Annotated in this window: 22 protein-coding genes; 14 read left to right on the top strand and 8 right to left on the bottom strand. The window is 72.8% G+C overall.

Annotation, left to right across the window (positions count from 1 at the left end; genetic code table 11):
• Positions 1-228: 228 nt before the first annotated feature.
• From OG906_RS26515 to OG906_RS26545, 7 genes are all read left to right on the top strand, one after another.
• Positions 229-1,077: a hypothetical protein gene (locus OG906_RS26515; RefSeq protein ID WP_329448145.1), complete on the top strand. Its 849-nt coding sequence runs from the start codon at positions 229-231 to the stop codon at positions 1,075-1,077.
• The gene (locus OG906_RS26520; protein WP_329446335.1) at positions 1,074-2,561 is read left to right on the top strand and encodes a hypothetical protein; all 1,488 of its coding nucleotides are present in this window, start codon (positions 1,074-1,076) and stop codon (positions 2,559-2,561) included. Before OG906_RS26515 ends, OG906_RS26520 begins: the two co-directional genes overlap by 4 nt.
• Before the next feature lie 35 nt (positions 2,562-2,596).
• Positions 2,597-3,217, top strand: a complete 621-nt coding sequence (locus tag OG906_RS26525; protein ID WP_329448146.1) for a TetR/AcrR family transcriptional regulator — start codon at positions 2,597-2,599, stop codon at positions 3,215-3,217.
• A gap of 113 nt (positions 3,218-3,330) precedes the next feature.
• Positions 3,331-5,529, top strand: coding sequence for a molybdopterin oxidoreductase family protein (locus tag OG906_RS26530; protein WP_329446337.1), 2,199 nt, complete (start codon positions 3,331-3,333; stop codon positions 5,527-5,529).
• Positions 5,530-5,602: 73 nt separating this feature from the next.
• Positions 5,603-7,141 carry a CitMHS family transporter gene (locus tag OG906_RS26535; RefSeq protein WP_329446339.1) on the top strand — a complete coding sequence of 513 codons (1,539 nt, stop codon included), beginning with the start codon at positions 5,603-5,605 and terminating at the stop codon, positions 7,139-7,141.
• Between the two features lie 98 nt (positions 7,142-7,239).
• Positions 7,240-8,652, top strand: coding sequence for an aldehyde dehydrogenase family protein (locus OG906_RS26540; protein ID WP_329446341.1), 1,413 nt, complete (start codon positions 7,240-7,242; stop codon positions 8,650-8,652).
• Between the two features lie 26 nt (positions 8,653-8,678).
• Positions 8,679-9,758: a Zn-dependent alcohol dehydrogenase gene (locus tag OG906_RS26545; RefSeq protein WP_329446343.1), complete on the top strand. Its 1,080-nt coding sequence runs from the start codon at positions 8,679-8,681 to the stop codon at positions 9,756-9,758.
• Positions 9,759-9,936: 178 nt separating this feature from the next.
• Here OG906_RS26545 and OG906_RS26550 read toward each other — a convergent pair whose 3' ends face one another.
• Positions 9,937-10,584: a TetR/AcrR family transcriptional regulator gene (locus OG906_RS26550; RefSeq protein WP_329446345.1), complete on the bottom strand. Its 648-nt coding sequence runs from the start codon at positions 10,582-10,584 to the stop codon at positions 9,937-9,939.
• A 76-nt stretch (positions 10,585-10,660) separates the two neighbouring features.
• On the opposite strand from OG906_RS26550, the gene OG906_RS26555 reads away from it, so the two are divergent.
• From OG906_RS26555 to OG906_RS26565, 3 genes are all read left to right on the top strand, one after another.
• On the top strand, positions 10,661-11,812 hold the full coding sequence (locus OG906_RS26555) for an acyl-CoA dehydrogenase family protein (protein WP_329446347.1): 1,152 nt from the start codon (positions 10,661-10,663) through the stop codon (positions 11,810-11,812).
• A gap of 77 nt (positions 11,813-11,889) precedes the next feature.
• Positions 11,890-12,207: a YiaA/YiaB family inner membrane protein gene (locus OG906_RS26560; protein ID WP_267803742.1), complete on the top strand. Its 318-nt coding sequence runs from the start codon at positions 11,890-11,892 to the stop codon at positions 12,205-12,207.
• 89 nt (positions 12,208-12,296) lie between these two features.
• Positions 12,297-12,935 (top strand): TetR/AcrR family transcriptional regulator, encoded by a 639-nt coding sequence (locus OG906_RS26565; protein WP_267803741.1) that lies wholly within the window; start codon positions 12,297-12,299, stop codon positions 12,933-12,935.
• A gap of 132 nt (positions 12,936-13,067) precedes the next feature.
• Here the strand turns inward: OG906_RS26565 and OG906_RS26570 are convergent, their stop codons facing one another.
• Complete coding sequence (locus OG906_RS26570; RefSeq protein ID WP_329446350.1) at positions 13,068-13,529, bottom strand: MaoC family dehydratase; 462 nt, start codon at positions 13,527-13,529, stop codon at positions 13,068-13,070.
• A 106-nt stretch (positions 13,530-13,635) separates the two neighbouring features.
• Here OG906_RS26570 and soxR point away from each other — a divergent pair, with 106 nt between their 5' ends.
• Positions 13,636-14,085, top strand: coding sequence for a redox-sensitive transcriptional activator SoxR (gene soxR / locus OG906_RS26575; RefSeq protein WP_053679310.1), 450 nt, complete (start codon positions 13,636-13,638; stop codon positions 14,083-14,085).
• Here soxR and OG906_RS26580 read toward each other — a convergent pair.
• The 4 genes from OG906_RS26580 to OG906_RS26595 all read right to left on the bottom strand — a co-directional run bounded on the left by OG906_RS26580 (position 14,060) and on the right by OG906_RS26595 (position 18,452).
• Complete coding sequence (locus OG906_RS26580; RefSeq protein WP_329446353.1) at positions 14,060-14,884, bottom strand: 3-keto-5-aminohexanoate cleavage protein; 825 nt, start codon at positions 14,882-14,884, stop codon at positions 14,060-14,062. The genes soxR and OG906_RS26580 overlap by 26 nt on opposite strands.
• Positions 14,881-15,480: a hypothetical protein gene (locus OG906_RS26585; protein WP_329446355.1), complete on the bottom strand. Its 600-nt coding sequence runs from the start codon at positions 15,478-15,480 to the stop codon at positions 14,881-14,883. Before OG906_RS26585 ends, OG906_RS26580 begins: the two co-directional genes overlap by 4 nt.
• A gap of 149 nt (positions 15,481-15,629) precedes the next feature.
• Positions 15,630-17,117 (bottom strand): serine-threonine protein kinase, encoded by a 1,488-nt coding sequence (locus OG906_RS26590; RefSeq protein WP_329446357.1) that lies wholly within the window; start codon positions 17,115-17,117, stop codon positions 15,630-15,632.
• Between the two features lie 78 nt (positions 17,118-17,195).
• Positions 17,196-18,452, bottom strand: a complete 1,257-nt coding sequence (locus OG906_RS26595; RefSeq protein ID WP_329446359.1) for an exo-beta-N-acetylmuramidase NamZ family protein — start codon at positions 18,450-18,452, stop codon at positions 17,196-17,198.
• Between the two features lie 124 nt (positions 18,453-18,576).
• Between OG906_RS26595 and OG906_RS26600 the strand changes: the two genes are divergently transcribed.
• The 3 genes from OG906_RS26600 (at position 18,577) to OG906_RS26610 (ending at position 21,924) form a co-directional block, all read left to right on the top strand.
• A complete protein-coding gene (locus tag OG906_RS26600; RefSeq protein ID WP_329446361.1) occupies positions 18,577-19,350 on the top strand; it encodes an SDR family oxidoreductase in 774 nt (257 codons plus the stop codon).
• The gene (locus OG906_RS26605; protein WP_329446363.1) at positions 19,347-21,248 is read left to right on the top strand and encodes an AMP-binding protein; all 1,902 of its coding nucleotides are present in this window, start codon (positions 19,347-19,349) and stop codon (positions 21,246-21,248) included. The genes OG906_RS26600 and OG906_RS26605 overlap by 4 nt, the downstream gene beginning before the upstream one ends.
• 67 nt (positions 21,249-21,315) lie before the next feature.
• Positions 21,316-21,924, top strand: coding sequence for a TetR/AcrR family transcriptional regulator (locus tag OG906_RS26610; RefSeq protein ID WP_267800395.1), 609 nt, complete (start codon positions 21,316-21,318; stop codon positions 21,922-21,924).
• 124 nt (positions 21,925-22,048) lie between these two features.
• Here the strand turns inward: OG906_RS26610 and OG906_RS26615 are convergent, their stop codons facing one another.
• Together OG906_RS26615 and OG906_RS26620 are read right to left on the bottom strand one after the other, a co-directional pair.
• Positions 22,049-23,248 carry a S8 family peptidase gene (locus OG906_RS26615; protein WP_329446366.1) on the bottom strand — a complete coding sequence of 400 codons (1,200 nt, stop codon included), beginning with the start codon at positions 23,246-23,248 and terminating at the stop codon, positions 22,049-22,051.
• A gap of 189 nt (positions 23,249-23,437) precedes the next feature.
• A complete protein-coding gene (locus OG906_RS26620) occupies positions 23,438-24,667 on the bottom strand; it encodes an acyl-CoA dehydrogenase family protein (protein ID WP_267800393.1) in 1,230 nt (409 codons plus the stop codon).
• Between the last annotated feature and the right edge of the window lie 4 nt (positions 24,668-24,671).

Consider the following 24,671-nt stretch of genomic DNA (forward strand, 5'->3'; position numbering starts at 1 on the left):
CCGCCCCGCGCGGACCGCCCGTCCGACACGGACCGGCAGCCAGGCGCGGACCGGCAGCCAGGCGCGGACCGGCAGTCCCGCACCGACCGCCCGTCCCACACGGACCGGCTGCCACACACCGACCGGGCGCCCCGCACCGACCGTCCGTCCCGCACCGACCGTCCGTCCCGCACCGACCGGCAGCGAGGCGCGGACCGCCGACCCCGGCGCACGGCCCGCACCGCGGCCCTGGTCGCCGTGCTCCTGCTGCTCGCCGGTGGCACGGCGACGGGCTGCGGAGGTCGGGCGACCACCCACCACAAACCCGGCACCAGCCACGAACAGGCCTCGGGTGACGTGGGCACCCTCCTCGCCACCCAGGACGGCACCGGCCACCGCCTCCGGCAGGTCCCGGCCCAGGGCGCGCCCGAGGTGCGGCTCACCACCCGGCCCGACTCGGAGGACGGCTGGAACCTCCAACTGGTCGTGAATAACTTCCGCTTCACCCCCGACAGCGCCGGCGGCGCGGCCCTCCCCGGCGCCGGCCACGCCCACCTGGAACTGGACGGGCGCAAGCTGGCCCGGGTGTACGGCCCCTGGTACCACCTGCCCGCGGCGCAGGTGCCCGAGGGCGCGCACACCCTGACCGTCCGCCTGTACGCCGACGACCACACCGTCTGGGCCGTCGGCGGCAAGGCGGTCGAGGCCACCGCCGAGCTGACCGGCGGCCCGCCGGGCCAGGGATCCCACAGCCACGCCGCCCCCACCCCGACGGCACCACCCCAGACACCCCGGGCATCGCCCCCGACGCCGCGCGGCTCCGAGGCCCCGGACGCCGACCGGACGGTCACCGTCGTCGTCCGGGACGGCAAGGTCGTCCCCGCCCCCGGCCGCGTCGAGGTGAAGCGCGGCGAGCGGGTCGCCCTGCGCGTCACCAGCGACCGGGCGGACACCCTGCACGTCCACGGCTACGACAAGGAACTCGCCCTGCCCGCAGGTCAGGAGGCCACCCTGATCCTGACGGCCGACCGTACCGGGCTCTTCGAGGTCGAGACCCACGAGAGCGACCTCGTCCTCACTCAGCTCCTCGTCCGATGACCCCACCCCGACTCGCGGACCTGGCCCTCGGCCCAGGCCTGCCCCTCGGACCGGACCTGTCCCCGGGCCTGTCCCTCGGCCCGGGCGCCGGCGGCTGCCCGGGCCCGTGCGCGGGGGGCGGTCGCACCGGCCAGGACGTGGTCCCGTACCTGGCCGATCCGTCGACCACCCTGCTCGCACACGGGATCGGATCCCAGCACGATCTGCCGATCTCTCCTTTCTACGCCTTCGCCGGTGCCTTCGCCGCGCTGTTCGTCTCCTTTCTCGCACTCGGTCTGCTCTGGTCCACGTCCCGCTTCCGGGGCGCCCGTTCGGGCCTCGCCCTGCCCGTCCGGTTCCAGCGGGTGGCCGACGCGCCGGCCACCCGCACCACCCTGCGCGGGCTCGGTCTCACCGCCGCCCTCGCCCTGCTGCTCCACCTCCTCCTCGGTCCCGACGACCCCGCCCGCAACCCCGCTCCCGGCGCCGTCTACGTCCTGCTCTGGGTCGGACTCGTCCCGGCCTCCCTTCTCCTCGGCCCCGTATGGCGCCTGGTCAACCCGCTCCGCACCCTCCACCGGCTCGCCGTCGCCCCGCGCCGCCGCGCCCCCCACCGGCCACTGCCCGACCGGCCACTGCCCGACCGGCCACTGCCCGACCGGCCACTGCCCGCCCGGCTCGGCCAATGGCCCGCCGCGGTCGGGCTGTTCGGCTTCACCTGGCTGGAGCTCGTCTCCCCGGATCCCGCATCCACGACCACCCTCCTGATCGCCCTCGGCTGCTTCGTCGTCGGTCAACTGGCCCTCGCCGCCCGCTACGGCGAGAAATGGTTCGCCGCCGGAGACCCCTTCGAGGCCTACTCCGATCTCCTGGCCAGACTCTCCCCCCTCGGCCGTCGCACCGACGGCCGGCTGGTCCTCCGCAACCCGTTCCACGGACTCGACGCGACGCCCGAGCGACCCGGACTCGTCGCCGTCGTCTGCGTCCTGCTCGGCTCCACCGCCTACGACGGCTACTCCGACAACCCCTCCTGGATCAACGCCATTCAGACCTCCCCCCTCGGCCGCACTCCCACGGCCACCCTCGGACTCCTCGGTTCCATCGCCCTCGTCGCCGCCCTGTACTGCCTGTGCGCGGCGGCCACCCGCCTCGTCAGCGGCCCGCACCCCCGCCCGCTGACGGCCTTCGCGCACTCACTCGTGCCGATCGCGCTCGGCTATCTCGTCGCCCACTACTTCTCCCTCCTCGTCACCGAAGGACCACGCACAGTAATCATGGCAGTGGGCACTGACAACGCCTCGGAACCCTTGTCGCCACTGGGTCCAGGCGGCCTCGCGGCCCTCCAGGTGATCGCCGTCGTCACCGGACACGTACTCGGAGTGATCGCCGCGCACGACCGGTCCGTGCGCCTCTTCCCGCCCGCCAAGGCCGTGGCCGGCCAACTGCCCCTGCTCGCGCTGATGATCACGTACACCATCGGCGGCCTCAGCCTCCTGCTGAACTGAGGCCACCGGCCCGAGCGGAAGCCAGGAGCGGCATGATGGACCCCGTGCCCCCCGCCCACCCCATGCGCCGGACCCCGATCCAGCAGCGCAGCGCCGACCGGCTCGCCCGGATCCTCGACGCCTGCGCGGAACTCCTGGACGAGACCGGGTACGAGAACCTCAGCACCCGCGCCGTGGCCCTGCGCGCCGGAGTGCCCATCGGCTCCGTCTACCGCTTCTTCGGGAACAAGCGAGCCATGGCCATCGCCCTGGCCCACCGCAACCTCGACCGTTACGCCGACGGCATCGAGGAACGGCTGGCCGCCCTTCCGGCCACCCACTGGCGGCCCGTCGTCGACGCCGTCCTGGACGAGTACCTCGCGATGAAGCGCAGCGTGCCCGGATTCGCGCTCGTCGACTTCGGGGTGCCCGCGCCGCCTCCCGAGGGCCCGGCCGCCGACCCCAACCACCTGGTCGCCGTACGGCTCACCGAACTGCTCTCCCGCCACCTCGGCCGCACCCGCGACGCCACCCTCGAACGGTCCGTGCTGGTGGCGGTCGAGGCCACCGACGCGCTCATCCAACTGGCCTTCCGCGTGGACCCCGCCGGGGACCCGGGGATCGTCGCCGAAACCCGGGCGATGATGCAGGCCTACCTGGCCCGCGTGCTGGACTGAACCCCCGAGGCCCGCAACCGCCGCGCACGCACCCCTCCCCAACCTCCCTACCGGTCGGTATGCTCGACCCGCCCGTGTGCCCGCACCGCAGCCTGCCGTCCCCAGGAGCGACCATGCCCCGCACCGCCCTGCGCATCTGCCCCCTCTGTGAAGCCACCTGCGGCCTCACGCTCACCATCGAGGGCACCACCGTCACCGGCGCCCGCGGCGACCGGGACGATGTGTTCAGTCGTGGCTTCATCTGCCCCAAGGGGGCCGCCTTCGGCGCCCTCGACGCCGACCCGGACCGGCTGCGCACCCCTCTCGTACGCCGCGACGGCCGACTGCGCGAAGCGAGTTGGGAAGAGGCGTACGAGGTGATCGCCGCAGCCGTGCCCGCCCTCGTGCGGGAACACGGAGCCCAGTCCGTCGGCGTCGTCCTCGGCAACCCGAACGTCCACACCATGGCCGGAGCCCTCTACCCGCCGCTCCTCCTCAAGGCCCTCGGCACCCGTAACCTCTTCACCGCCAGCACCCTGGACCAGATGCCCAAGCACGTGTCCAGCGGTCTGCTCTTCGGCGACCCGTTCGCCATCCCGGTCCCCGACCTCGACCGCACCGACTTTCTCCTGCTCCTCGGCGCGAACCCGGTCGAGTCCAACGGCTCCCTGTGCACCGCGCCGGACTTCCCCGGCCGGCTCAAGGCCCTGCGTGCCCGCGGCGGCACCCTGGTCGTCGTCGATCCGCGGCGCACGCGCACCGCCGCGCTGGCCGACCGGCACCTCGCACCGCGTCCCGGCAGCGACGCCCTGCTGCTGGCCGCACTCGCACACACCCTGCTCACCGAGGGACTCGCGGCCCCCGGGGCGGCGGGGGAGCGGGCCGAGGGCCTCGGGGAACTCGCCGACGCCCTCGCCCGTTTCACTCCCGAGGCCGTCGCCCCGGCCTGCGACCTGACCGCCGATGAGATCCGTTCCCTCGCCCGGGACCTGGCGGCCGCGCCCACCGCCGCCGTGTACGGACGCATCGGCAGCTGCACAGCCGCGTACGGAACCCTCGCCAGTTGGCTGGTCGACGTACTGAACATCCTCACGGGCAACCTCGACCGCCCGGGCGGGGCGCTCTTCCCCCTCTCGGCGACCGACCGCGCGCCCCGACCCGCGCGTCCGGGCAAGGGCTTCGATCTCGGCCGCTGGCACAGTCGGGTCAGCGGACACCCGGAAGCCAAGGGTGAATTGCCCACCGCCGCCCTGGCCGAGGAGATCGAGACGCCGGGCGACGGGCGGATCCGGGCCCTGATCGCCATCGCCGCCAACCCCGTGCTGTCCGCCCCCGACGGCCGGCGTCTCGACGTGGCCCTGGCCGGCCTCGACTTCATGATCAGCGTCGATCCGTACCTCAACGAGACCTCGCGCCACGCCCATGTCGTCCTGCCCCCGCCGCCGCCCTCGCAGTCCGCCCACTTCGACTTCGCCTTCAACGCGTTCGCCGTGCGCAACCAGGCCCGCTACTCGCCACCCGCCGTGCCCCTCGAAGAAGGCCGCATGGACGAGTGCGAGGTCCACGCACGCCTGATCCTCGCGGTGTCCGGGCTGCACGGGGCATCGCCGGACGTCCTCGACGACCGCGTCATCGCCGACACCCTCGCCCGAGAGGTCGCCGACCCCCACTCGCCGCTCTCCGGCGGGGACCCGCAGCGGGAGGCGCGGGCACTGACGGGCAGCTCCGGGCCCGAGCGGCGGCTCGACATGATGCTGCGACTCGGACCGTACGACCTCACGCTCGACGAGCTGCGGAAGCGCCCGCACGGTATCGACCTGGGTCCCCTGAGCCCCAGGCTCCCGGGCGTGCTCAAGACCCGCAGCGGCCGGATCGAACTGCTCCCGGACCCGATCGCGGCCGAACTCCCCAGGCTGCGCGCGGCGCTCGCCGAACGCCCCGCCACCCTGGTGCTCGTGGGCCGCCGCCATCTGCGGTCGAACAACAGCTGGTTGCACAACGTCCCGGCCCTGGTCGGAGGTTCCAACCGATGCACCCTCCAGGTCCATCCGCAGGACGCGGACCGACTGGGCCTCACCGACGGCGGCCGGGCCCGGATCACCGCCGACGGCGGCAGTCTGGAGGTTCCGGTGGAGATCACCGACGCCGTCCGCACCGGCGTCGTCAGCCTCCCGCACGGCTGGGGCCACGACCGGGCCGGCTCCCGACTCTCGGTGGCCAGGGCCGTGCCCGGAGCCAATGTGAACCAGCTGCTCGACGGCAGCCGGCTCGACCCGCTGTCCGGCACCGCCGTGCTCAACGGATTCCCGGTCGAACTGGCACCTCTGCCCTGAGCTGGGGTTTTGCTCGTATTGCTCACGCGTCGACGTCTTGTTGGCACCTCAGGGAGGCACCTACGTTCCCAGCATGCTGACCTTCCTCGGCTTCGCCATGATCGCGACCTTCCTGGTTCTGATCATGCTGAAGAAAATGTCGCCCATCGCGGCGCTCGTGCTCATCCCCGCGCTCTTCTGCGTCTTCGCCGGACAGGGTGCGCAGTTGGGCGACTATGTCATCGACGGAGTCGGCAAACTCGCGCCGACGGCCGCGATGCTGATGTTCGCCATCGTCTACTTCGGCGTGATGATCGACGTCGGCCTCTTCGATCCGATCGTGCGCGGCATCCTGCGCTTCTGCAAGGCGGACCCGATGCGGGTCGTGGTCGGTACCGCGGTGCTCGCCGCGATCGTGTCGCTCGACGGGGACGGCTCGACCACCTTCATGATCACGGTCTCGGCCATGTATCCGCTCTACAAGCGCCTCGGGATGAGCCTCGTGGTCATGACGGGCGTCGCGGCCACCGCCAACGGCGTCATGAACACCCTCCCCTGGGGCGGCCCCACGGCCCGCGCCGCCACCGCCCTCAAGCTCGACGCCGCCGACGTCTTCGTCCCGATGATCCCCGCGCTGGCGGCCGGGCTGTTCTTCGTGTTCGTCCTCGCGTACGTCCTCGGCGTGAAGGAGCGACGCCGGGTCGGGCTGCTCGTCATGCCCGGCGCGCAGGAGCAGGGCGCGGAGCCGGGGGTGGAGCTGATCGAAGGGGAGCCGGTCACGGTCACGGCCGGAGTGGGCGCCGGAGGGACCCAGGCCTCCGCCCCCGTTGCCTACGGTGGCGCCGGCCAAGGCGCCTCGGGCCCCGGGGGCCCCGGCGGGACGCCCGCACCCGCACCCACCGCTCCGGACGCCCCCACGGACACACTCACCGCCCCGGACGCGCCCACGGCCACGACCGCCGCCCCCACCCCCGACGGCGACGACGACGGTTTCCGGGGGCTCGATCCGAACCGCGCGACGCTCCGCCCCCGTCTCTACTGGTTCAACGCCGGGCTGACCGTCGCCCTCCTCACCGCGATGATCATGCAGTTGTTGCCCATCCCGGTGCTCTTCCTCCTCGGCGCGGCCCTCGCCCTCACGATCAACTTCCCCCACATGCCCGACCAGAAGGCCCGGATCGCCGCCCACGCCGACAACGTCCTCAACGTCGCGGGCATGGTCTTCGCCGCCGCGGTCTTCACCGGCGTCCTCACCGGTACCGGCATGGTCAAGCACATGGCCGACTGGCTCGTCGGCGCGATTCCCGAGGGAATGGGACCGCACATGGCCCTGGTCACGGGCCTGCTCAGCCTGCCCCTGACCTACTTCATGTCGAACGACGGCTTCTACTTCGGAGTCCTGCCCGTACTGGCCGAGGCCGGCGCCGCGCACGGCGTCTCGCCGCTGGAGATCGCCCGCGCGTCCCTGGTCGGCCAGGCCCTGCACATGTCCAGCCCGCTGGTTCCGGCCGTCTACGTCCTCGTCGGCATGGCCAAGGTCGAGTTCGGCGATCACACCCGATTCACCGTGAAATGGGCGGCCCTGACCTCTCTGGTGGTCCTGGCGGCGGGGATGCTTTTCGGCATCATCTGATCCCGGCCGCCTCTGGCGCCCGCAAAACTACCGACGCTAGTTTGTAGGGTGTTGGCGAGGTCAGGTCTACGCGCTCACGCGTGTTCGGGAGGAAAGCCATGAAGGCCCACGACGGGATGTACATCGGCGGCGTCTGGCGACCGGCCGTCGGACGCGAGCGGATCGAGGTCGTCAACCCCGCCGACGAACAGGTCCTCGCCTCGGTCCCGGCCGGTACCGCCGAGGACGTGGACGAGGCCGTACGTGCGGCCCGCGTGGCCTTCCCCGGCTGGGCGGCCACCCCGCCGGCCGATCGGGCGGCCCTGGTCGGGGCCCTGCGCGACGTGCTGGTCCGCCGCAAGAAGGAGATCGCGGAGACGATCTCCGCGGAACTCGGCGCCCCGCTCGGTTTCGCGGAGGCCGTACACGTGGGGTCGCCGATCGCCGTCGCGGGCTCGTTCGCCGAACTCGGCGCCTCGTACGCCTTCGAGGAGCGGCTCGGGAACTCCACGGTGCTGATGGAACCGGTCGGCGTGGTCGGAGCCATCACGCCCTGGAACTACCCGCTGCACCAGGTCGTTGCCAAGGTGGCACCCGCTCTCGCCGCCGGCTGCACCCTCGTCCTCAAGCCGGCGGAAGACACCCCGCTGACCGCACAGCTCTTCGCCGAAGCCGTGCACGAGGCGGGCATACCGGCCGGGGTCTTCAACCTGGTGACCGGCACCGGCCCGGTCGCCGGCCAGGCGCTGGCCGCGCACGAGGGAGTCGACCTCGTCTCCTTCACCGGCTCGACCGCCGTCGGCCGGCAGATCGGCGCCACCGCCGGCGCCGCGATCAAGCGCGTCGCCCTCGAACTGGGCGGCAAGTCGGCCAACGTCATCCTGCCCGGCGCCGACCTGGCCAAGGCCGTCGCCGTGGGCGTCGGCCACGTCATGAACAACTCCGGCCAGAGCTGCAACGCGCTCACCCGGATGCTCGTCCACCGGGACCAGTACGAGGAGGCCGTCGCGCTCGCGGCCGACGCCATCGCCAAGTACCCCACCGGCGACCCCCGCGAGCAGGGCACCCGCCTCGGCCCGGTGGTCAACGCCAAGCAGCGCGACCGCGTCCGCGCGTACATCGTCAAGGGGGTCGAGGAGGGGGCACGCCTCGTCGCGGGCGGGCCCGACGCGCCCCACGACCAGGGGTACTTCATCGCCCCGACCCTCTTCGCCGACGTCACCCCCGACATGACCATCGCCCAGGAGGAGATCTTCGGCCCCGTGCTGTCGATCCTCCCGTACGAGGACGAGGACGACGCCCTGCGCATCGCCAACGGCACCGTGTACGGCCTCGGCGGAGCCGTCTGGGCGGCGGACGCGGAGACCGCGACGGCCTTCGCCCGCCGCATGGACACCGGCCAGGTGGACATCAACGGCGGTCGCTTCAACGTGCTCGCGCCCTTCGGCGGCTACAAGCAGTCCGGCGTGGGACGCGAGTTGGGTCCGCACGGCCTGGGCGAGTACCTCCAGACCAAGTCCCTGCAGTTCTGAATCCCGGAAGTACGGAGACGACGACCATGGTCCGCGCCGCCATCCTGCCCGCCGTCGGAGCCCCGCTGGAGATACGGGAGATCGTGCTGCCCGAACCCGGCCCCGGTCAGGTCCGGGTGCGGCTCGCCGCAGCCGGGGTCTGCCACTCCGACCTCTCCCTCAGCAACGGCACCATGCGGGTTCCCGTCCCGGCCGTCCTCGGCCACGAGGGTGCGGGCACGGTCCTGGCCGTCGGGGAGGGCGTCACCCACGTCGCCCCCGGCGACGGGGTGGTGCTCAACTGGGCCCCGTCCTGCGGGGCGTGCCACCACTGCCTGATCGGCGAGGTCTGGCTCTGCACCCAGGCGCTGGCCGGGGTCGGTACGGTCCACGCCCACGACGCCGACGGCACCGAGCTGCACCCCGGGCTGAACGTGGCCGCCTTCGCGGAGGAGACCGTGGTCGCGGCGAACTGTGTGTTGCCCGCACCCGCGGGGATCCCGCTCGCCGAGGCCGCCCTGCTCGGCTGCGCCGTCCTCACCGGCTACGGAGCCGTCCACCACAGCGCCCAGGTTCGCCCGGGGGAGTCGGTGGCCGTCTTCGGCGTCGGCGGTGTCGGTCTGGCCGCCCTCCAGGCGGCCCGCATCGCGCAGGCGGGTCTGATCGTGGCCGTCGACGTCTCACCGGCGAAGGAGGAGCTGGCGCGCGCGGCCGGTGCCACGGAATTCGTCCTCGCGTCGGAGACCACCGCGAAGCAGATCCGCGCGCTGACCGGGGGCCGGGGCGCGGACGTGGCGATCGAGTGCGTCGGCCGGGCGGAAACCATTCGCGGCGCGTGGGACGCGACGCGTCGCGGCGGTCGCACCACGGTCGTCGGCATCGGAGGCAAGGAGCAGCAGGTCACCTTCCACGCGTTGGAGATCTTCCACTTCGCCCGGACCCTCACCGGCTGCGTCTACGGCAACAGCGACCCGGCCCGCGACCTCCCGGTGATTGCGGACCACGTCCGGGCCGGCCGGTTGGACCTCGGCGCGCTCGTGACCGACCGGATCACCCTCGACGGCATCCCGGCCGCGTTCGACGCGATGTTGGCGGGCAAGGGCGGCCGCTCGCTGGTCATCTTCTGACCGGAGCCGTACCCGGCATCGGAGCCCGAGCGAACGGGGGCGGGGGCGGAGTGGACGGTCCGGGGCGGGCGGGCCGAAACCCGCCCGCCCCGACCCGCCGCCGGCCTTCGCCGCCGCCGGCCTTCGCCCCCGCCGGCCTTCGCCCCCGCCCGCCCCGTCCCCGCCGCCCCGCCGTCCGTCAGGGCGTCCCCGTCAGCGCCTCGTACCGGATCGCCAGTCCGTCCAGCAGCGCCGCCAGCCCCGTCTCGAACGCGCCCTCGTCCACCTCGTGTTGCCGCTGGGCCAGCAGGTGGGCCTGGCCCAGGTGCGGGTAGTCCGACGGGTCGTACGCGGCGCGATCGTCCACGAAACCCCCGGCGAAGGAACCCACCGCCGAGCCCAGGATGAAGTACCGCATGAGCGCGCCGATCCGCGTCGCGTGGGCCGGCGGCCACCCGGCCTCCGTCATCGCGCCGAAGACGGCGTCCGCCACCCGGAGCCCCGCCGGACGGCGGCCCGGCCCCCGCGCCAGCACCGGAACGATGTTCGGATGGTCGGACAGGGCGTCCCGGTACGAATGGGCCCAGTCGTGCAGCGCGAGCCGCCAACCCCGGCCGTCCTCGGCGTCGAACATCGACAAGTCGACTCGGGCGCTCACCGCGTCCGCCACCGCGTCCAGGATCTCGTCCTTGGTGCGGAAGTGGTTGTAGAGCGAAGGCCCGCTGACCCCGAGCGCTGCGGCCAGCCGGCGCGTGGACACCGCCTCCAGGCCCTCCGCGTCCACGAGCGCGCCCGCCGCCTCGACGATGCGGTCTCTGCTGAGGAGGGGCTTGCGCGGTCTGGCCATGCGCCACATAGTAGGCCCTGCCCGCCATAAACTACCGGTGCTAGTTAACCTGCGCCGGACCGCCCGGAGGTGCCCGGTGAACCTGGAGCTGAGCGAGGAGCAGGAGGCCGTACGGCGGCTCGCCCGCGAGTTCACCGAGCGGGAGATCATCCCGTACGCCGCCGAGTGGGACCGCGCCGAGAGCGTCGACCGGTCCCTGGTCAAGAAGCTCGGCGACCTGGGCTTCCTCGGCCTGACCGTGCCCGAGGAGTACGGCGGTTCCGGCGGCGACCACCTCGCCTACGTCCTCGTCACCGAGGAACTCGGCCGCGGTGACTCCGCCGTGCGCGGCATCGTCTCCGTCTCCCTCGGCCTGGTGGCCAAGACCATCGCCACCTGGGGCACCGAGGAGCAGAAGCAGGCCTGGCTGCCCCGCCTGTGCTCGGGCGAATCGCTCGGCTGCTTCGGTCTCACCGAACCCGGGACCGGGTCCGACGCCGGCAACCTGGACACCCGCGCCCGCCGCGAGGGCGACACGTACGTCGTCAGCGGCAGCAAGATGTTCATCACCAACGGCACCTGGGCCGACGTGGTCCTGCTCTTCGCCCGCACCAACGACGAGCCCGGCCACCGCGGGATCTCCGCCTTCCTCGTGCCCACCGACAGCCCAGGCCTGACCCGTCGCGAGATCCACGGCAAGCTCGGCCTGCGCGGCCAGGCCACCGCCGAACTCGCCCTCGACGGTGTCCGCGTACCGGCCTCCGCGATGCTGGGGCCCGAGGGCAAGGGCTTCTCCGTGGCCATGTCCGCCCTCGCCAAGGGGCGGATGTCGGTCGCCGCCGGCTGTGTCGGCATCGCCCAGGCGGCGCTGGACGCGGCCGTCTCGTACGCCGCTCAGCGCGAGCAGTTCGGCAAGCCCATCGCCCACCACCAGTTGGTCCAGGAGCTGATCGCCGACATCTCGGTCGACGTGGACGCCGCCCGGCTGCTGACCTGGCGGGTGGCCGATCTGATCGACCGCGGGAAGCCCTTCGCCACGGAGTCCTCCACCGCCAAGCTCTTCGCCTCCGAGGCCGCCGTGCGCGCCGCGAGCAACGCCCTCCAAGTCCACGGCGGCTACGGCTACATCGACGAGTACCCGGCCGGGAAACTGCTGCGCGACGCCCGGGTGATGACCCTGTACGAGGGCACCAGCCAGATCCAGAAGCTGCTCATCGGCCGTGCCCGTACGGGGGTTTCGGCGTTCTGAGCCGTCGCGCCGGCTGAGTACGTACGTGAGTACGCGCACGGATGTGGCGCGGGCCACAGGTCGCGGAAGCTGGACCCATGAACGAGACACCGGTCAAGCAGCAGAACACGGGGGCCTACTACGGCCAGGCCGTCGCCTCCTTCGGCGTCGCCATGGCGGCCGTGGCCCTGGGGATCTACAACCTGGACGCGAACGGCTGGGTGCGCGCCTTCCTCGGCATCGCCGTGCTCTACCTGACCACCTCGGCCTTCACCCTCGCCAAGGTGATCCGTGACCGGCAGGAGGTCACTCAGATCGTCACGCGGGTCGACCAGGCCCGGATGGAGAAGCTCATGACCGGCTACGACCCCTTCGCGCCCAAGCCCGCCTCCGGCCCGGCCGCCCAGGATCGCTAAGCGCTTGCTCACCCCTCCGGTAGGGTGTCCCTTCCCATACGACGGATCCCGCGACACGGGTTCCGCGAGGCGAAGAGGGTGAGCGAGCGATGGACAGCCCGGCGGACACCGGCGGCTACCAGCCGTGGTCGGAGGTCACCCCCGACGCCGCGCGGCGGCTGCTCGTCGCCGCCGTGGAGGCCTTCGCGGAGCGCGGCTACCACGCCACCACCACCCGGGACATCGCCGGACGGGCCGGCATGAGCCCGGCCGCGCTCTACATCCACTACAAGACCAAGGAAGAGCTGCTCCACCGGATCAGCCGGATCGGCCACGACAAGGCGCTGGAGATCCTGGAGACGGCCGCGTCCGGCCCGGGGACCGCCGCCGACCGGCTCGACGAGGCCGTGCGGTCCTTCGTGCGCTGGCACGCCGCCCACCACACCACCGCCCGCGTGGTCCAGTACGAGCTCGACGCCCTCGCCGAGGAGCACCGCTCCGAAATCGTGGCCCTGCGCCGGCAGAGCGACGCGGCCGTGCGCCGGATCATCTCCGACGGGGTCGCGGCGGGGGAGTTCGAGGTCCCCGACGTGCCCGGCACCACCCTCGCCGTCCTGTCCCTGTGCATCGACGTGGCCCGCTGGTTCAACGTGACCGGTTCGCGCACGCCCGACGAGGTCGGCGGGTTGTACTCCGACCTCGTGCTCCGCATGGTCGGAACGCGCCCCGACCACGGAACGACGCGGTGACGACCCTCCCGCGGTGACGACCCTCCCGCGGTGACAGCCGTCCCGCGGTGACACCCGTCCCCGGTGTCACCGCACGGTGAAACCGCCCCTGAGTGCCGGTGGCCGTGGCCGACCCGCGCCCCGGCCCCCGACTCAGAAGTAGTACCGGGACACCGACTCCGCGACGCACACCGGCTTGTCGCCGCCCTCGCGCTCGACCGTCACGGTCGCCGCGACCTGCACGCCGCCACCCGCCTCGGTGACCTCCGTGATCACGGCGGTGGCGCGCAGCCGCGAGCCGACCGGCACCGTCGCCGGGAACCGCACCTTGTTCGTGCCGTAGTTGATGCCCATCCGCATGCCCTCGACCCGCATGATCTGCGGCACCAGGCTCGGCAGCAGCGACAGCGTGAGGTAGCCGTGCGCGATGGTCGTGCCGAAGGGCCCGGAGGCCGCCCGCGCGGGATCGACGTGGATCCACTGGTGATCGCCCGTCGCGTCGGCGAAGAGGTCGATCCGCTTCTGATCCACCTCCAGCCACTCGCTCGGGCCGAGCGGAACGCCGATCCCGGCGCGCAGCTCCTCGGCGGACGTGAAGATCCTCGGTTCGGCCATGCCTTGCCCCTGCCTCTCACTGACCAGCGAATAAGCGCTTGCTCAGCATGCTGGGGCCACATGTATCTGTCAACGGATTCCGGTCCGGCCGACTACGCTCGGCCGGGTGCCGCAGATTCCCGAGAAAGTCCATGAACTCACCGTCGGTCAGCTGTCCGCGCGCAGCGGCGCGGCCGTTTCGGCGCTGCACTTCTACGAGGCCAAGGGCCTGATCAGCAGCCGTCGCACCTCCGGCAACCAGCGCCGCTACACCCGAGACGCACTGCGCCGGGTCGCCTTCGTACGGGCCGCCCAACGCGTGGGCATCCCGCTCGCCAGCATCCGCGAGGCGCTGTCCCAACTCCCGGAAGGCCGTACCCCGACCCGCGAGGACTGGGCCGGCCTGTCCGAGGCCTGGCGCGCCGAACTCGATCACCGGATCAAACAACTCGGCCGTTTGCGCGACCACTTGACCGACTGCATCGGCTGCGGCTGCCTGTCCCTGGAGAACTGCGCGCTGTCCAACCCGGACGACGTGTTCGGCGAGCGCCTCACCGGCTCCCGACTGTCGCTCTAGCCGCTCCCGCCACCCTGGCCGCGCGGGACGCCTCCACCTCGGCCACGGCCGCCGCGACCAGATCGGCATTGGACCGCGCCGGCCGCCCGTCCGGAAGGACGAGCACGTCGCCCGCACCGATCCGCGCTCCCGCACCACACCGCGCGGCGAGCCGCAGCACCGGCCAGGCGGCGGCCTCCCGCCCGAACAGCACCACCTCCACGGGCGGCAACCAGCACAACCCCGCCACCAGCGCCGGGTCGGCCTCCGACAGCTCCACCGCCAGCCGGACCCGGCCGTGATCGGGCCCGGCCCACGCCAGGAACCGGCCCAGCGGCTCGGGCCCGGCCGTGCCGCCCAGCGGAACCACCGCGTCCACCGCCACCCCGCGCGCCAGCAGGGCCAAGCCCAACTCCTCCGCCCCGAGATCCGTGAAACGGACCACCGCGCGATCCGGCAGCACCTCCCAGGAACGGACCCGCGCCTGCCGCGCGGCGGGATCGGGCTCCGCCGCGACGGCCGCCGGCACGGACAGCGGTACGGAGACCCCCGCGCCCCGCAGCGCCTCCAGCAGCGGCCCGACCACCCGGGGCGAGAGGCTCTCGCGGCCGCACGGACTCCTAGGGTGCACCAATACCTCGCGGGCCCCGGCGGCGACCGAGGCCACCGCCGAACGCGCCAGGTCCTGCGGCGACATCGGTACCGCCGCCCCCTCGGCGGCCTCCCGACCGCCGTTCAACGCGACCTGGAGCGGAACCCGCGAGGCCGCGCCCCCGCTCCCGCCCTCCGGGTCCCGGCCCGTCGTGTCGCTCCCGCTCATGCCGCTCCCGCCGACGCCGGATCCACCGACCCCACGTCGGCGAGGGCCGGTCTGGGAACCACGATCCCGCAGCCCCCGCACACCGGCCCGTCCCAGGACCAGGCGCCGGCCCACGCCTCGTGGCCCACCCCGATGGGCGGCCAGCTCAGCTCCCGCTCCCCACAGATCGGGCACCCCGTGCCCGGCTCCGACTCCAAGGCCCGCACCAGCCGTCTCAACACCTCGCCGAGCGTGCCGTCCGGGCGGATCCCCGGGTCCGCGCACCGCACCACCGCGTCCCCGCTCCCGCCCCACGCCCAGTCCGGCCGGCGCAGTCCGTGGTGCTTCTCACGCCGCCGCCGCTCCGCGAACTGGCGCTCGTACTCCAGCCAGACGGCGCGGGCCTCCTCCAGTTCCTCCAACGCGGCGACCAGCCGCTGCGGATCGGCGCCCCGATCCTCGGGGGCGATCCCGTGCCGGTCGCACAAATGCCACCACGTCGCCCTGTGCCCGTAGGGCGCGAATCTCTCCAGACAACGGCGCAGCGAATGACGCCGCAACGCCCGGTCATTGCGTGCATCGCGCACCTGGTAGGCCAAACTTCGAAATCCCGCCATCGCACCTTCACCTCCGCCGCGCCCCGCGCCCACGTCGAGGCGTCGTACTAGTCGAACGTCGTCGTACGTCCCGACGTGCCCAACATGCCCGGCGGAATGTGGGCGCATGCGGGGGCGGTCGAGGCGTGCGGGTGGCACATGGCCGGAACTCAGCGCCCCATGCGCCCCGCGGCAACCACGACCCGGGCCAGTTCCTCGTGGCAGATGTCACTGTGCGCCCCCGACGGTGCCCCGCCCCGCCGGACCACGGAGCCCGCGTCCACGCTGACGCAACCCGCCCCCGGCAGCCCGCCGCGCAGCACCGTGTCGAGGCTCAGCCGGGGCGTGTCCGGCACGGCCCGTACCCCGTCGTGCCCGATCGCGCCCCAGCGCTCGTCGAAACCGAGCAGTCCGGCCGAATCCCCGGCCATCCGGGAGGCCAGCGGATAGAACAACCGGAGCGAGGTGTCGTACGGGGAATGGCAGGCGACCACCGGTCCGTCCACCCGCCGCTGGAGCCCGCGCAGGGCGCCGCCGCGGTCCTCGTCGTGGGGGAGGCGGTCGGTGAAGGCGTAGTGGGAGAACGCTCCTTGGAGCAGGGTCAGGGACTTCACGTACCGCGACCCGTCCGGCACCGCGCGCAGCGAGAACGCCGCCACCCGCGCCCCGAAGCTGTGACCGATGAGGTGGATCCGCAGCGCCGGCCGGCGGTGCGCGAGTTCCGCGAGCACCGGTCCCAGCCCGTGTTCGCCGACCACTCCCGCCCGCTTCTTCATCTGATAGTAGGTAGCTTGGCGGAGCACCTCTTTCGCGCCGCTCCACAGGGCGCGCAACCCGCCGCCGAGTATCGGATTCGCGCCCCCGACCACGCGCTCGGCCCCGCCGCCGGCCCCGACTCCGGCCTCGACACCGTCGGCGTCGCGCCTCGGCGTCGCGTCCGCCTCCGCGAGCGCGTCGGTGAACGCCCGGCACACCTCCAGGACGTCCCGGGCGAACATGGCCGGCACGTCCAGGGCGGCCGGCGTGGCCACCGCGTCCACCCCGACGAGCTCCCGTACCAGCGCGCCGAACTCGACGAACGCGGCCGCGGAATCGGGCCGTTCCTCCAGCAGTTCGGCGATCCGGTCCAGCTCCGCGTCGCGGTCCGGCCAGAACTCCCCGAGCGCGCGCCGGGTGGCGGGGTCCAGTGCCGTGCCCAGGCCCGGCTCCGCGAGCGCGCCGGGCGGGTCGAAGTCCGGTATCGGCTCGTCGGAGAACCGTATCGAGGGCCAGACCACCCCCACGTACCCCAGCCGCACCCCTGACCCCACGAGGTTCGGGAACGGGGCGAAGAAGCGGTCGTACAAGCGGGTCGACGTGGACCGGTCGCTGTTCCAGCCGTGCGCGAAGACCAGCAGGTCGGTGGCCTCGATCCGGGCCACGGCCTCCCGGGTGCTCCGTTCCACGTCACCGTCGGCGTCGAAGGTGAGTTCCGCGTACGGTCCGACCCCGACCCCCGGCCTGGCCGCGACGCCCGATTCGACCGCGACGCCCGTCCCGCCCCCTGCGGCGACCCCGACCCCGACCCCGCCCCCGCCCCCGGCCGCGACCCCCGCAGTGACCGAGCCCCCGCTCCCGCCGCCTTCACCGCTTCCGACCACCATGCCGATGTCCGCCATGACGCCCCCCTCCACGCCGCCCCGACGGGCCCGGCATCGCGCTGCCACGTCCGCCCGCCGGCCCCGCGGCCGGCCGGGTCACCGGTAGAGGAGGTACCCCTCCCGCAGGGCCGCGAAGCGCGCCAGCCCGGCCGCCCAGTCGCCCACGATCTCCTCCACCCCGGCCCCCGCGTCCACCATCGCGCGCACCCGGTCCGATCCCGTCAGCCGGTCGATCCAGTGGTCGGCCCGCCAACCGAAGCCGCTCCACGTCCGTCGCGCGGTGACCAACAGCCCGATTCCCGCCCGCACCGGGTCGAATGCCTCGCGGTCGTGCACGATCAGTCGGACCCCGCCGCACACCTTCCCGGCGTGCTTGGAGAAGGACGGGGTGAAGTACGCCTCCCGGAACCAGACCCCGGGCAGCCCCAGCGCGTTCGCCGCCTCCGCCCACCGCCGGTCGACGCCCTCGGCGCCGACCACCTCGAAGGGGGTCGTGGTACCCCGCCCCTCGGACAGGTTCGTCCCCTCGAACAGGCAGGTGCCGGCGTACGCGAGCGCCGTGTCCGCAGTGGGCATGTTCGGGCTCGGCGGCACCCAGGGCAGCCCGGTCGCCCCGAAGAACGACTCCCGGCGCCACCCCGTCATCCGTACCGTCCTGAGCGCGACCGGCCCGTCCTTCAGGAATTCGCCGTTGAACAGGAGGGCCAGCTCCGCCGCCGTCATCCCGTGCGCGAGCGCGATCGGCTCCCGGCCCACGAAGCTCGCGTACGGCCGCTGGAGCACCGGTCCGGCCGCCCGCACCCCGCCCACCGGGTTGGGCCGGTCCAGCACCACCACCGCCTTGCCCGCCAGGGCGGCCGCGCGCATGCAGTCGTAGAGGGTCCAGATGTAGGTGTAGAAGCGCGCCCCGACGTCCTGGATGTCGAAGACCACCGTGTCGACACCGGCCGCCGTGAACACGTCCGCGAGCTGCCGACCGCTCTTGTCGTACGTGTCGTACACGGGCAGCCCCGTCGCCGGGTCCCGGCCGGCGCCCTCCGAACCACCCGCCTGCGCGGTGCCCCGGAAGCCGTGCTCGGGCCCGAACACCGCGACCAGGTCGACCCGTTCGTCCGCGTGCAGGACATCCACCAGGTGGCGCGCGTCGGCGGTGATCCCGGTCGGGTTGGTGACCACCCCGATCCGCTGTCCGGCCAACGCCGCGTACCCGTCGGCGGCGAGCTGTTCGCACCCCGTCCGCACCCGCGCGCTCGCGCCGACCGCCTTCGGGGAGTCCGGCGCCACCGCGCCCAGACTCCCCACGGACCCCACGGCTCCGGCCAGTCCCAGTACCCCGCGTCGCGACAGCGTCATCCGGACACGCTAGGCCGCCGACCCCTTCCCTCCCGACATACCGACTGGTTAGTCTGCCCCCGATCCGTCCGGATCGGATCGGACCCCGCCCGGGTCCGCCCGCATCCGCCGTCAGCGTCGAAAGGTGATCCACGTGAGTGCGTACCAGGACCAGCGAGTCGTCGTCACCGGAGCGGGCGGCGGCATCGGAGCCGCCCTCGCGCGGCGCTTCGCCGCCGAGGGGGCCACGGTCGTGGTCAACGACCTCGACCCGGCGAAGGCCGCGTCCGTCGCCGACGGGATCGGCGCCCGCGCGATCGCGGTCCCCGGCGACGCCTCGACGATCGTGGAGCGGGCCCGCGAGGCCCTCGGCGGCGCCGTGGACGTCTACTGCGCCAACGCCGGCCTCGCCTCGGGCGGCGACGCCTTCGTGGACGAAGCCGTCTGGGAAGCGGCCTGGGACGTCAACGTGATGGCGCACGTCCGTGCCGCCCGCGCCCTGTTGCCGCAGTGGTTGGAGCGGGGGAGCGGCCGGTTCGTGTCCACCGTCTCCGCCGCGGGACTCCTCACGATGATCGGGGCCGCGCCGTACAGTGTCACCAAGCACGGTGCCCTCGCCTTCGCGGAATGGCTGTCGTTGACCTACCGCCACCGAGGCGTCCAGGTCCACGCCGTCTGCCCGCAGGGGGTCCGCACCGACATGCTGACCGCCGCGGGCTCGGCGGGCGAACTCGTCCTGGCTCCGACCGCGATCGAGCCGGAAGCGGTCGCGGACGCCCTGTTCGACGGCATGGAGAAAGGCCGGTTCTTGATCCTCCCGCACCCCGAGGTGGCCGACTACCACGCCGCCCGGGCCGGCGACCCGGACCGCTGGCTGACGAACATGAACCACCTCCAGCAGAAGTGGGAGACGCGATGACCGGGCCCGCCCCCGAGTCGACGCCCCGGCCCGCGACCGTCGTCGAGACGATGCCCGCGCCCGCCACCGAAGACGCGACGCCCCACGCGACGTCCGACGCGACGTCCGCGCCCGCCACCGAAGACGCGACCTCCGCCCCCGCCGTCGAAGACGCGACGCCCCACGCGACGTCCGACGCGACGCCCCAGCCCCTCCGCTATGCCGACCGGCCCTGGCTGGCTCGCCTCAGCGCCGCCCAACGCGCGCCGATCACGCCCCCGGTCAGCGTGCCGGACGCCTTCCGGGCGGCCGTGGCCCGCGCCCCCGGACGCACCGCCCTCGCCTACTTCGACGGCCGGCTGGACTACGCCGAGGTCGACGCGCTCTCCGACTCGGTAGCCGGTCACCTCGCCGCGCGGGGCGTGGGGCGCGGCGACCGGGTCGCCGTGATGCTCCAGAACACCCCGCACTTCGTGCTCGCCGTGCTGGGCGCCTGGAAGGCCGGCGCGATCGTCGTCCCGCTCAACCCCATGTACAAGTCCGGCGAGGTCGGCCACATCCTGCGCGACTCCGGCGCCGTCGCCCTGGTCTGCGACGCCCGTGCCTGGACCGGGTACCTCCGCGAGAGTGTCCGCGACACCGGCGTCAGCGTCGCGCTCACCGCCCGCGACCGGGACTTCCAGACGCGCGACGACCCACGCGTCCCGGCGCCCGTCCCGGAAGCGGCCCCCGTCCCGGAAGCGTCCCCCGGCGCGGAAGCCGCCCCGGTCACCCGCGCGGCCGGGCCGTCCGTCGAGGCCGCCGACCTCACCGCGGTGGCCCGCCAGGGCCGGCCCGCGCCGCCCGACCCGTGCTTCACCGCTTCCGACACGGCGCTCATCAGCTACACCTCCGGGACCTCCGGCACCCCCAAGGGCGCCCTGAACCCGCACGGCGCCCTCACCCACAACGCGACCCGCCAGGTCACCGGCCACCCCCTTCCCGAGGGCGCCGCTTACTTCGCCCTCGCCCCGCTCTTCCACATCACCGGCCTGGTCTGCGAGCTCGCCGCCTGCTTCGTCAACGCCGGCACCCTCGTCCTCGCCCACCGCTTCGAACCAGGCGCCGTCCTCGACGCCTTCCTCGAACACCGCCCCGCCTACACCGTCGGCCCGGCCACCGCCTTCATGGCCCTGGCGGCCCACCCCGCCGCGACCCCCGACCACTTCGCCTCGTTCCGGGTGGTCTCCTCCGGCGGCGCCCCGCTCCCGCCGGCCCTCGTCGAGCGGCTGCGCGCCCGCTTCGGCTTCTACCTGCGCAACGGCTACGGGCTCACCGAGTGCACCGCGCCCTGCGCCTCCGTGCCCGTCCACCTCGAAGCCCCCGTGGACCCGGTCTCCGGCACCCTCTCCGTCGGCCTCCCGGGCGCGGACACCCTCGTACGCATTCTCGACGAGCGGGGCGTCGAGGTCCCGATCGGCGGGATGGGGGAGATCGCCGTCCGCGGCCCCCAGGTCGTCCCCGGCTACTGGGGGCTGCCCGAGGAGACCGCCAAGGCCTTCCCGGACGGCGAACTGCGCACCGGGGACGTCGGGTTCATGGACTCCGAGGGTTGGCTGTACGTCGTCGACCGGAAGAAGGACATGATCAACGCGTCCGGCTTCAAGGTCTGGCCCCGCGAGGTCGAGGACGTGCTGTACACCCATCCCGACGTACGCGAGGCGGCCGTGGTCGGGGTCCCCGACCCCTACCGGGGGGAAAGCGTGAAGGCCTACGTGAGCCTGCGCCCCGGCGCCCGCGTCGAGCCCGCCGAGCTGTCCGCGTACTGCGCCGAGCGCATCGCCGCGTACAAGTACCCGAGGCAGGTGGAGATCCTGCCTGTCCTTCCCAAGACGAGCAGTGGCAAGATCCTGCGACGGGAACTGCGCGAACGCGGCTGAAAACAGTCGGATGGTCGCACGACGTCGCCCCACAACGGGCGAGGGATCAGGAAGGAAGGCGAGAGCCATGGCCGCCAAAACCACCACGGAGTCCGAGGGCACCGGCGACGCACCGGTGCCGCAGCGACTGCTGGCCGTCGCCACCCGGCTGTTCGCCGAACGCGGCTACGACCGCACCTCCGTACAGGAGATCGTCGAGGCGGCCGGGGTCACCAAGGGCGCGCTCTACCACTACTTCGGGTCCAAGGACGACCTGCTGCACGAGGTGTACGCGCGGATGCTGCGCCTCCAGCAGCAGCGCCTGGACGCGGTGGCCGATTCCGGTGCGCCCGTGGAGGAGCGGCTGCGCGCCGCGGCCGCCGACGTGGTGGTCACCACCATCGAGAACCTCGACGACGCCATGATCTTCTTCCGGTCGATGCACCAGCTCAGCCCCGAGAAGTTCAAGCAGGTGCGGGCCGAGCGCCGGCGCTATCACGAGCGCTTCCGGGCACTGGTCGAGGAAGGGCAGCGCACGGGGGTGTTCTCCACCGCGACGCCTGCGGACCTGGTGGTGGACTACCACTTCGGCTCCGTGCACCACCTGTCCACCTGGTACCGGGAGGACGGCCCGCTCACGCCGCAGCAGGTCGCCGATCACCTCGCCGACCTGCTGCTGCGCGCGCTGCGCCCCTGAGGCGGGCGGGGATCCCCCCTCACGCCCGCACCCGCCCCGCACACGAACGAACCGGCCCGCCCCCCGACGCGCCCCTGGAGGGGGCGGTCAGGGGGCGGACCGGTTCAGGTCTGCCGGTCACCCGTTACGGGGTCACCTTGAGCAGCTTGTTCGCGGTACCCGCCGACGGGTTGGTCACCGCGTCCGCGGTGGCCGCACCGGTCAGCGCGGCGGCCGTCTCGGCCGGCGTCGCCGACGGGTGTCCCGCCAGGTAGACGGCCGCGGCACCGACCACGTGCGGGGTGGCCATGGAGGTGCCGGAGATCGTCTTGGTGCCGCTGTCACTGTCGTTCCAGTCGGACGTGATGTCCGAGCCCGGCGCGTACAGGTCCACCACGGAGCCGAAGTTGGAGAAGTCCGACTGCGCGTCGTCGATGGTGCTCGACGCCACGGTGATCGCCTCCGGGACACGGGCGGGGGAGCCCTGCCCGGCGTCCGTCGACTCGTTGCCCGCCGCGACGGCGAACGTGACGCCCGAGGCGATCGAGCGCTTCACCGCCTCGTCGAGCGCCTCGTCCGCACCGCCGCCGAGGCTCATGTTGGCCACGGACGGACCCTTGTGGTTCTTGGTGACCCAGTCGATGCCGGCGACGACCTGTTCCGTGGAACCGGAACCGTTGTCGTCGAGCACCCGCACCGCGACCAGCTTCGCCTTCTTGGCGACGCCGTGCTCCGTACCGGCGATGGTGCCGGCCACGTGCGTACCGTGACCGTTGCCGTCGTCGGCGCTGTCGTCGTTGTCCACCGCGTCGAAGCCGTGCGTGGCGCGGCCACCGAAGTCCTTGTGGCTCACGCGTATGCCCGTGTCGATGACGTACGCGGTCACCCCTTCACCGGCGGTGTCGGGGTAGTCGTACTTCTTGTCTCCCGCCGTCTTGGCCTGGTCGATCCGGTCGAGCCCCCATGAAGGCGGGTTGTCCTGCGTGGCGTTGATGTGGAACTTCTTGTTCTGCACGACCTTGCCGACGGCGGGGTCCGCCGCGAGTCGCTTGGCCTCGGTCTCGCTGAGGCCGGAGGCCGAGAAGCCGTTGACCCCGGAGGTGTAGGTGCGTTGCAGTTCACCGCCGTACTTGTCGGCGAGCTGCTCCTTGTCCGCGGCCGCATCGAGAATGACCACGTAACTTCCGCTGATCGCGCCGGGCGCTCCCAGTCCGTAGACCGTGCCCTCGGCCGGTGTCGCCGCCCCCGCGAAGGGGGTCGCGAGCAGGGTCACGGCGGCCGCGGTGGCGGCTCCCGTGGCGACTGCCGCGTACCGGAAACCGCGCGAACGCTTGTGAGTTGCCATGTGGAGGGTTCTCCTCGTGTTGACGTGTGGGGCGTCAAACCTTCTGGAGAACCCTGTTCCGATTGACAGGCGCAAATCAAGATCGCACCCGCCTTCAGGGCTTATTCAACAAGGTTTCTTAAAAGACCCCCCGCATCGTCTTCACCGTGCACACATGTTCGCCAGAACTCCCGCACGAACACGTCACGTTCACGCCCGCCCCGCGTGCTTCCTCAACTCCCGGTGGGCCAGGGAGCGCTGATGGACCTCGTCCGGGCCGTCCGCCAACCGCAGCGTCCGCGCCGCCGCCCACAACTCGGCCAACGGGAAGTCCTGACTGACCCCGCCCGCGCCGTGCAGTTGCACCGCCTGGTCGAGGATCCCCACGACCGCCCGCGGCGTCGCGATCTTGATCGCCTGGATCTCGGTGTGCGCGCCCCGGTTGCCCACGGTGTCCATCAGCCAGGCCGTCTTCAACACCAGCAGCCGCAACTGCTCGACGGTGACCCGGGCGTCCGCGATCCAGTTCTGCACGACGCCCTGCGAGGCCAGTTCCCTGCCGAAGGCGGTACGTCCGCTCGCGCGCTCGCACATCAACTCGATGGCCCGCTCCGCCATGCCGATCAGCCGCATGCAGTGGTGGATCCGCCCCGGGCCGAGCCGGGCCTGGGCGATGGCGAAGCCCGAACCCTCCTCGCCGATCAGGTTCGCAGCCGGCACCCGCGCCCCGTGGAACACCACCTCGGCGTGCCCGCCGTGGTCGTGGTCGGCGTACCCGTACACCGTCATCGCGCGGCGGACCTCCACGCCCGGGGTGTCGCGCGGGACCAGGATCATCGACTGCTGGCGGCGCGGATCGGCGCCGTCCGGGTCGGTCTTGCCCATGACGATGAAGATCTTGCAGTCCGGGTTCATCGCCCCGGAGATGTACCACTTGCGGCCCGTGACCACGTACTCGTCGCCGCCGGCGGAACGCTCGATGCGGGTCTCGATGTTCGTGGCGTCCGAGGAGGCCACGTCGGGCTCGGTCATGGCGAACGCCGAACGGATCTCCCCGTCCAGGAGCGGCTCCAGCCACCGCTTGCGCTGCTCCTCGTCGGCGAACTGGGCGAGCAGTTCCATGTTCCCGGTGTCCGGGGCGGCGCAGTTCGTCGCCATCGGCGCCAGGTGCGGGCTGCGCCCGGTGATCTCGGCCAGCGGGGCGTACTGGAGGTTGGTCAGCCCGGCGCCGTACCGCTCGCCGGGGAAGAAGAGGTTCCACAGGCCTTGGCGACGCGCCTCGGCCTTCAGTTCACCGAAGACGGCCGGGGTGTCCCAGGGCGAGGCCAGCCGCGCGCGCTGCTCGGCGGCGACGGCCTCCGCCGGGTACACGTACTCCTCCATGAACGCGTGCAGCCGTTCGCGGAGTTCCTCGGTCCGGGAGTCGAATGCGAAGTCCATGCGG

It is taken from the genome of Streptomyces sp. NBC_01426 (assembly GCF_036231985.1).
Classification (GTDB): domain Bacteria; phylum Actinomycetota; class Actinomycetes; order Streptomycetales; family Streptomycetaceae; genus Streptomyces.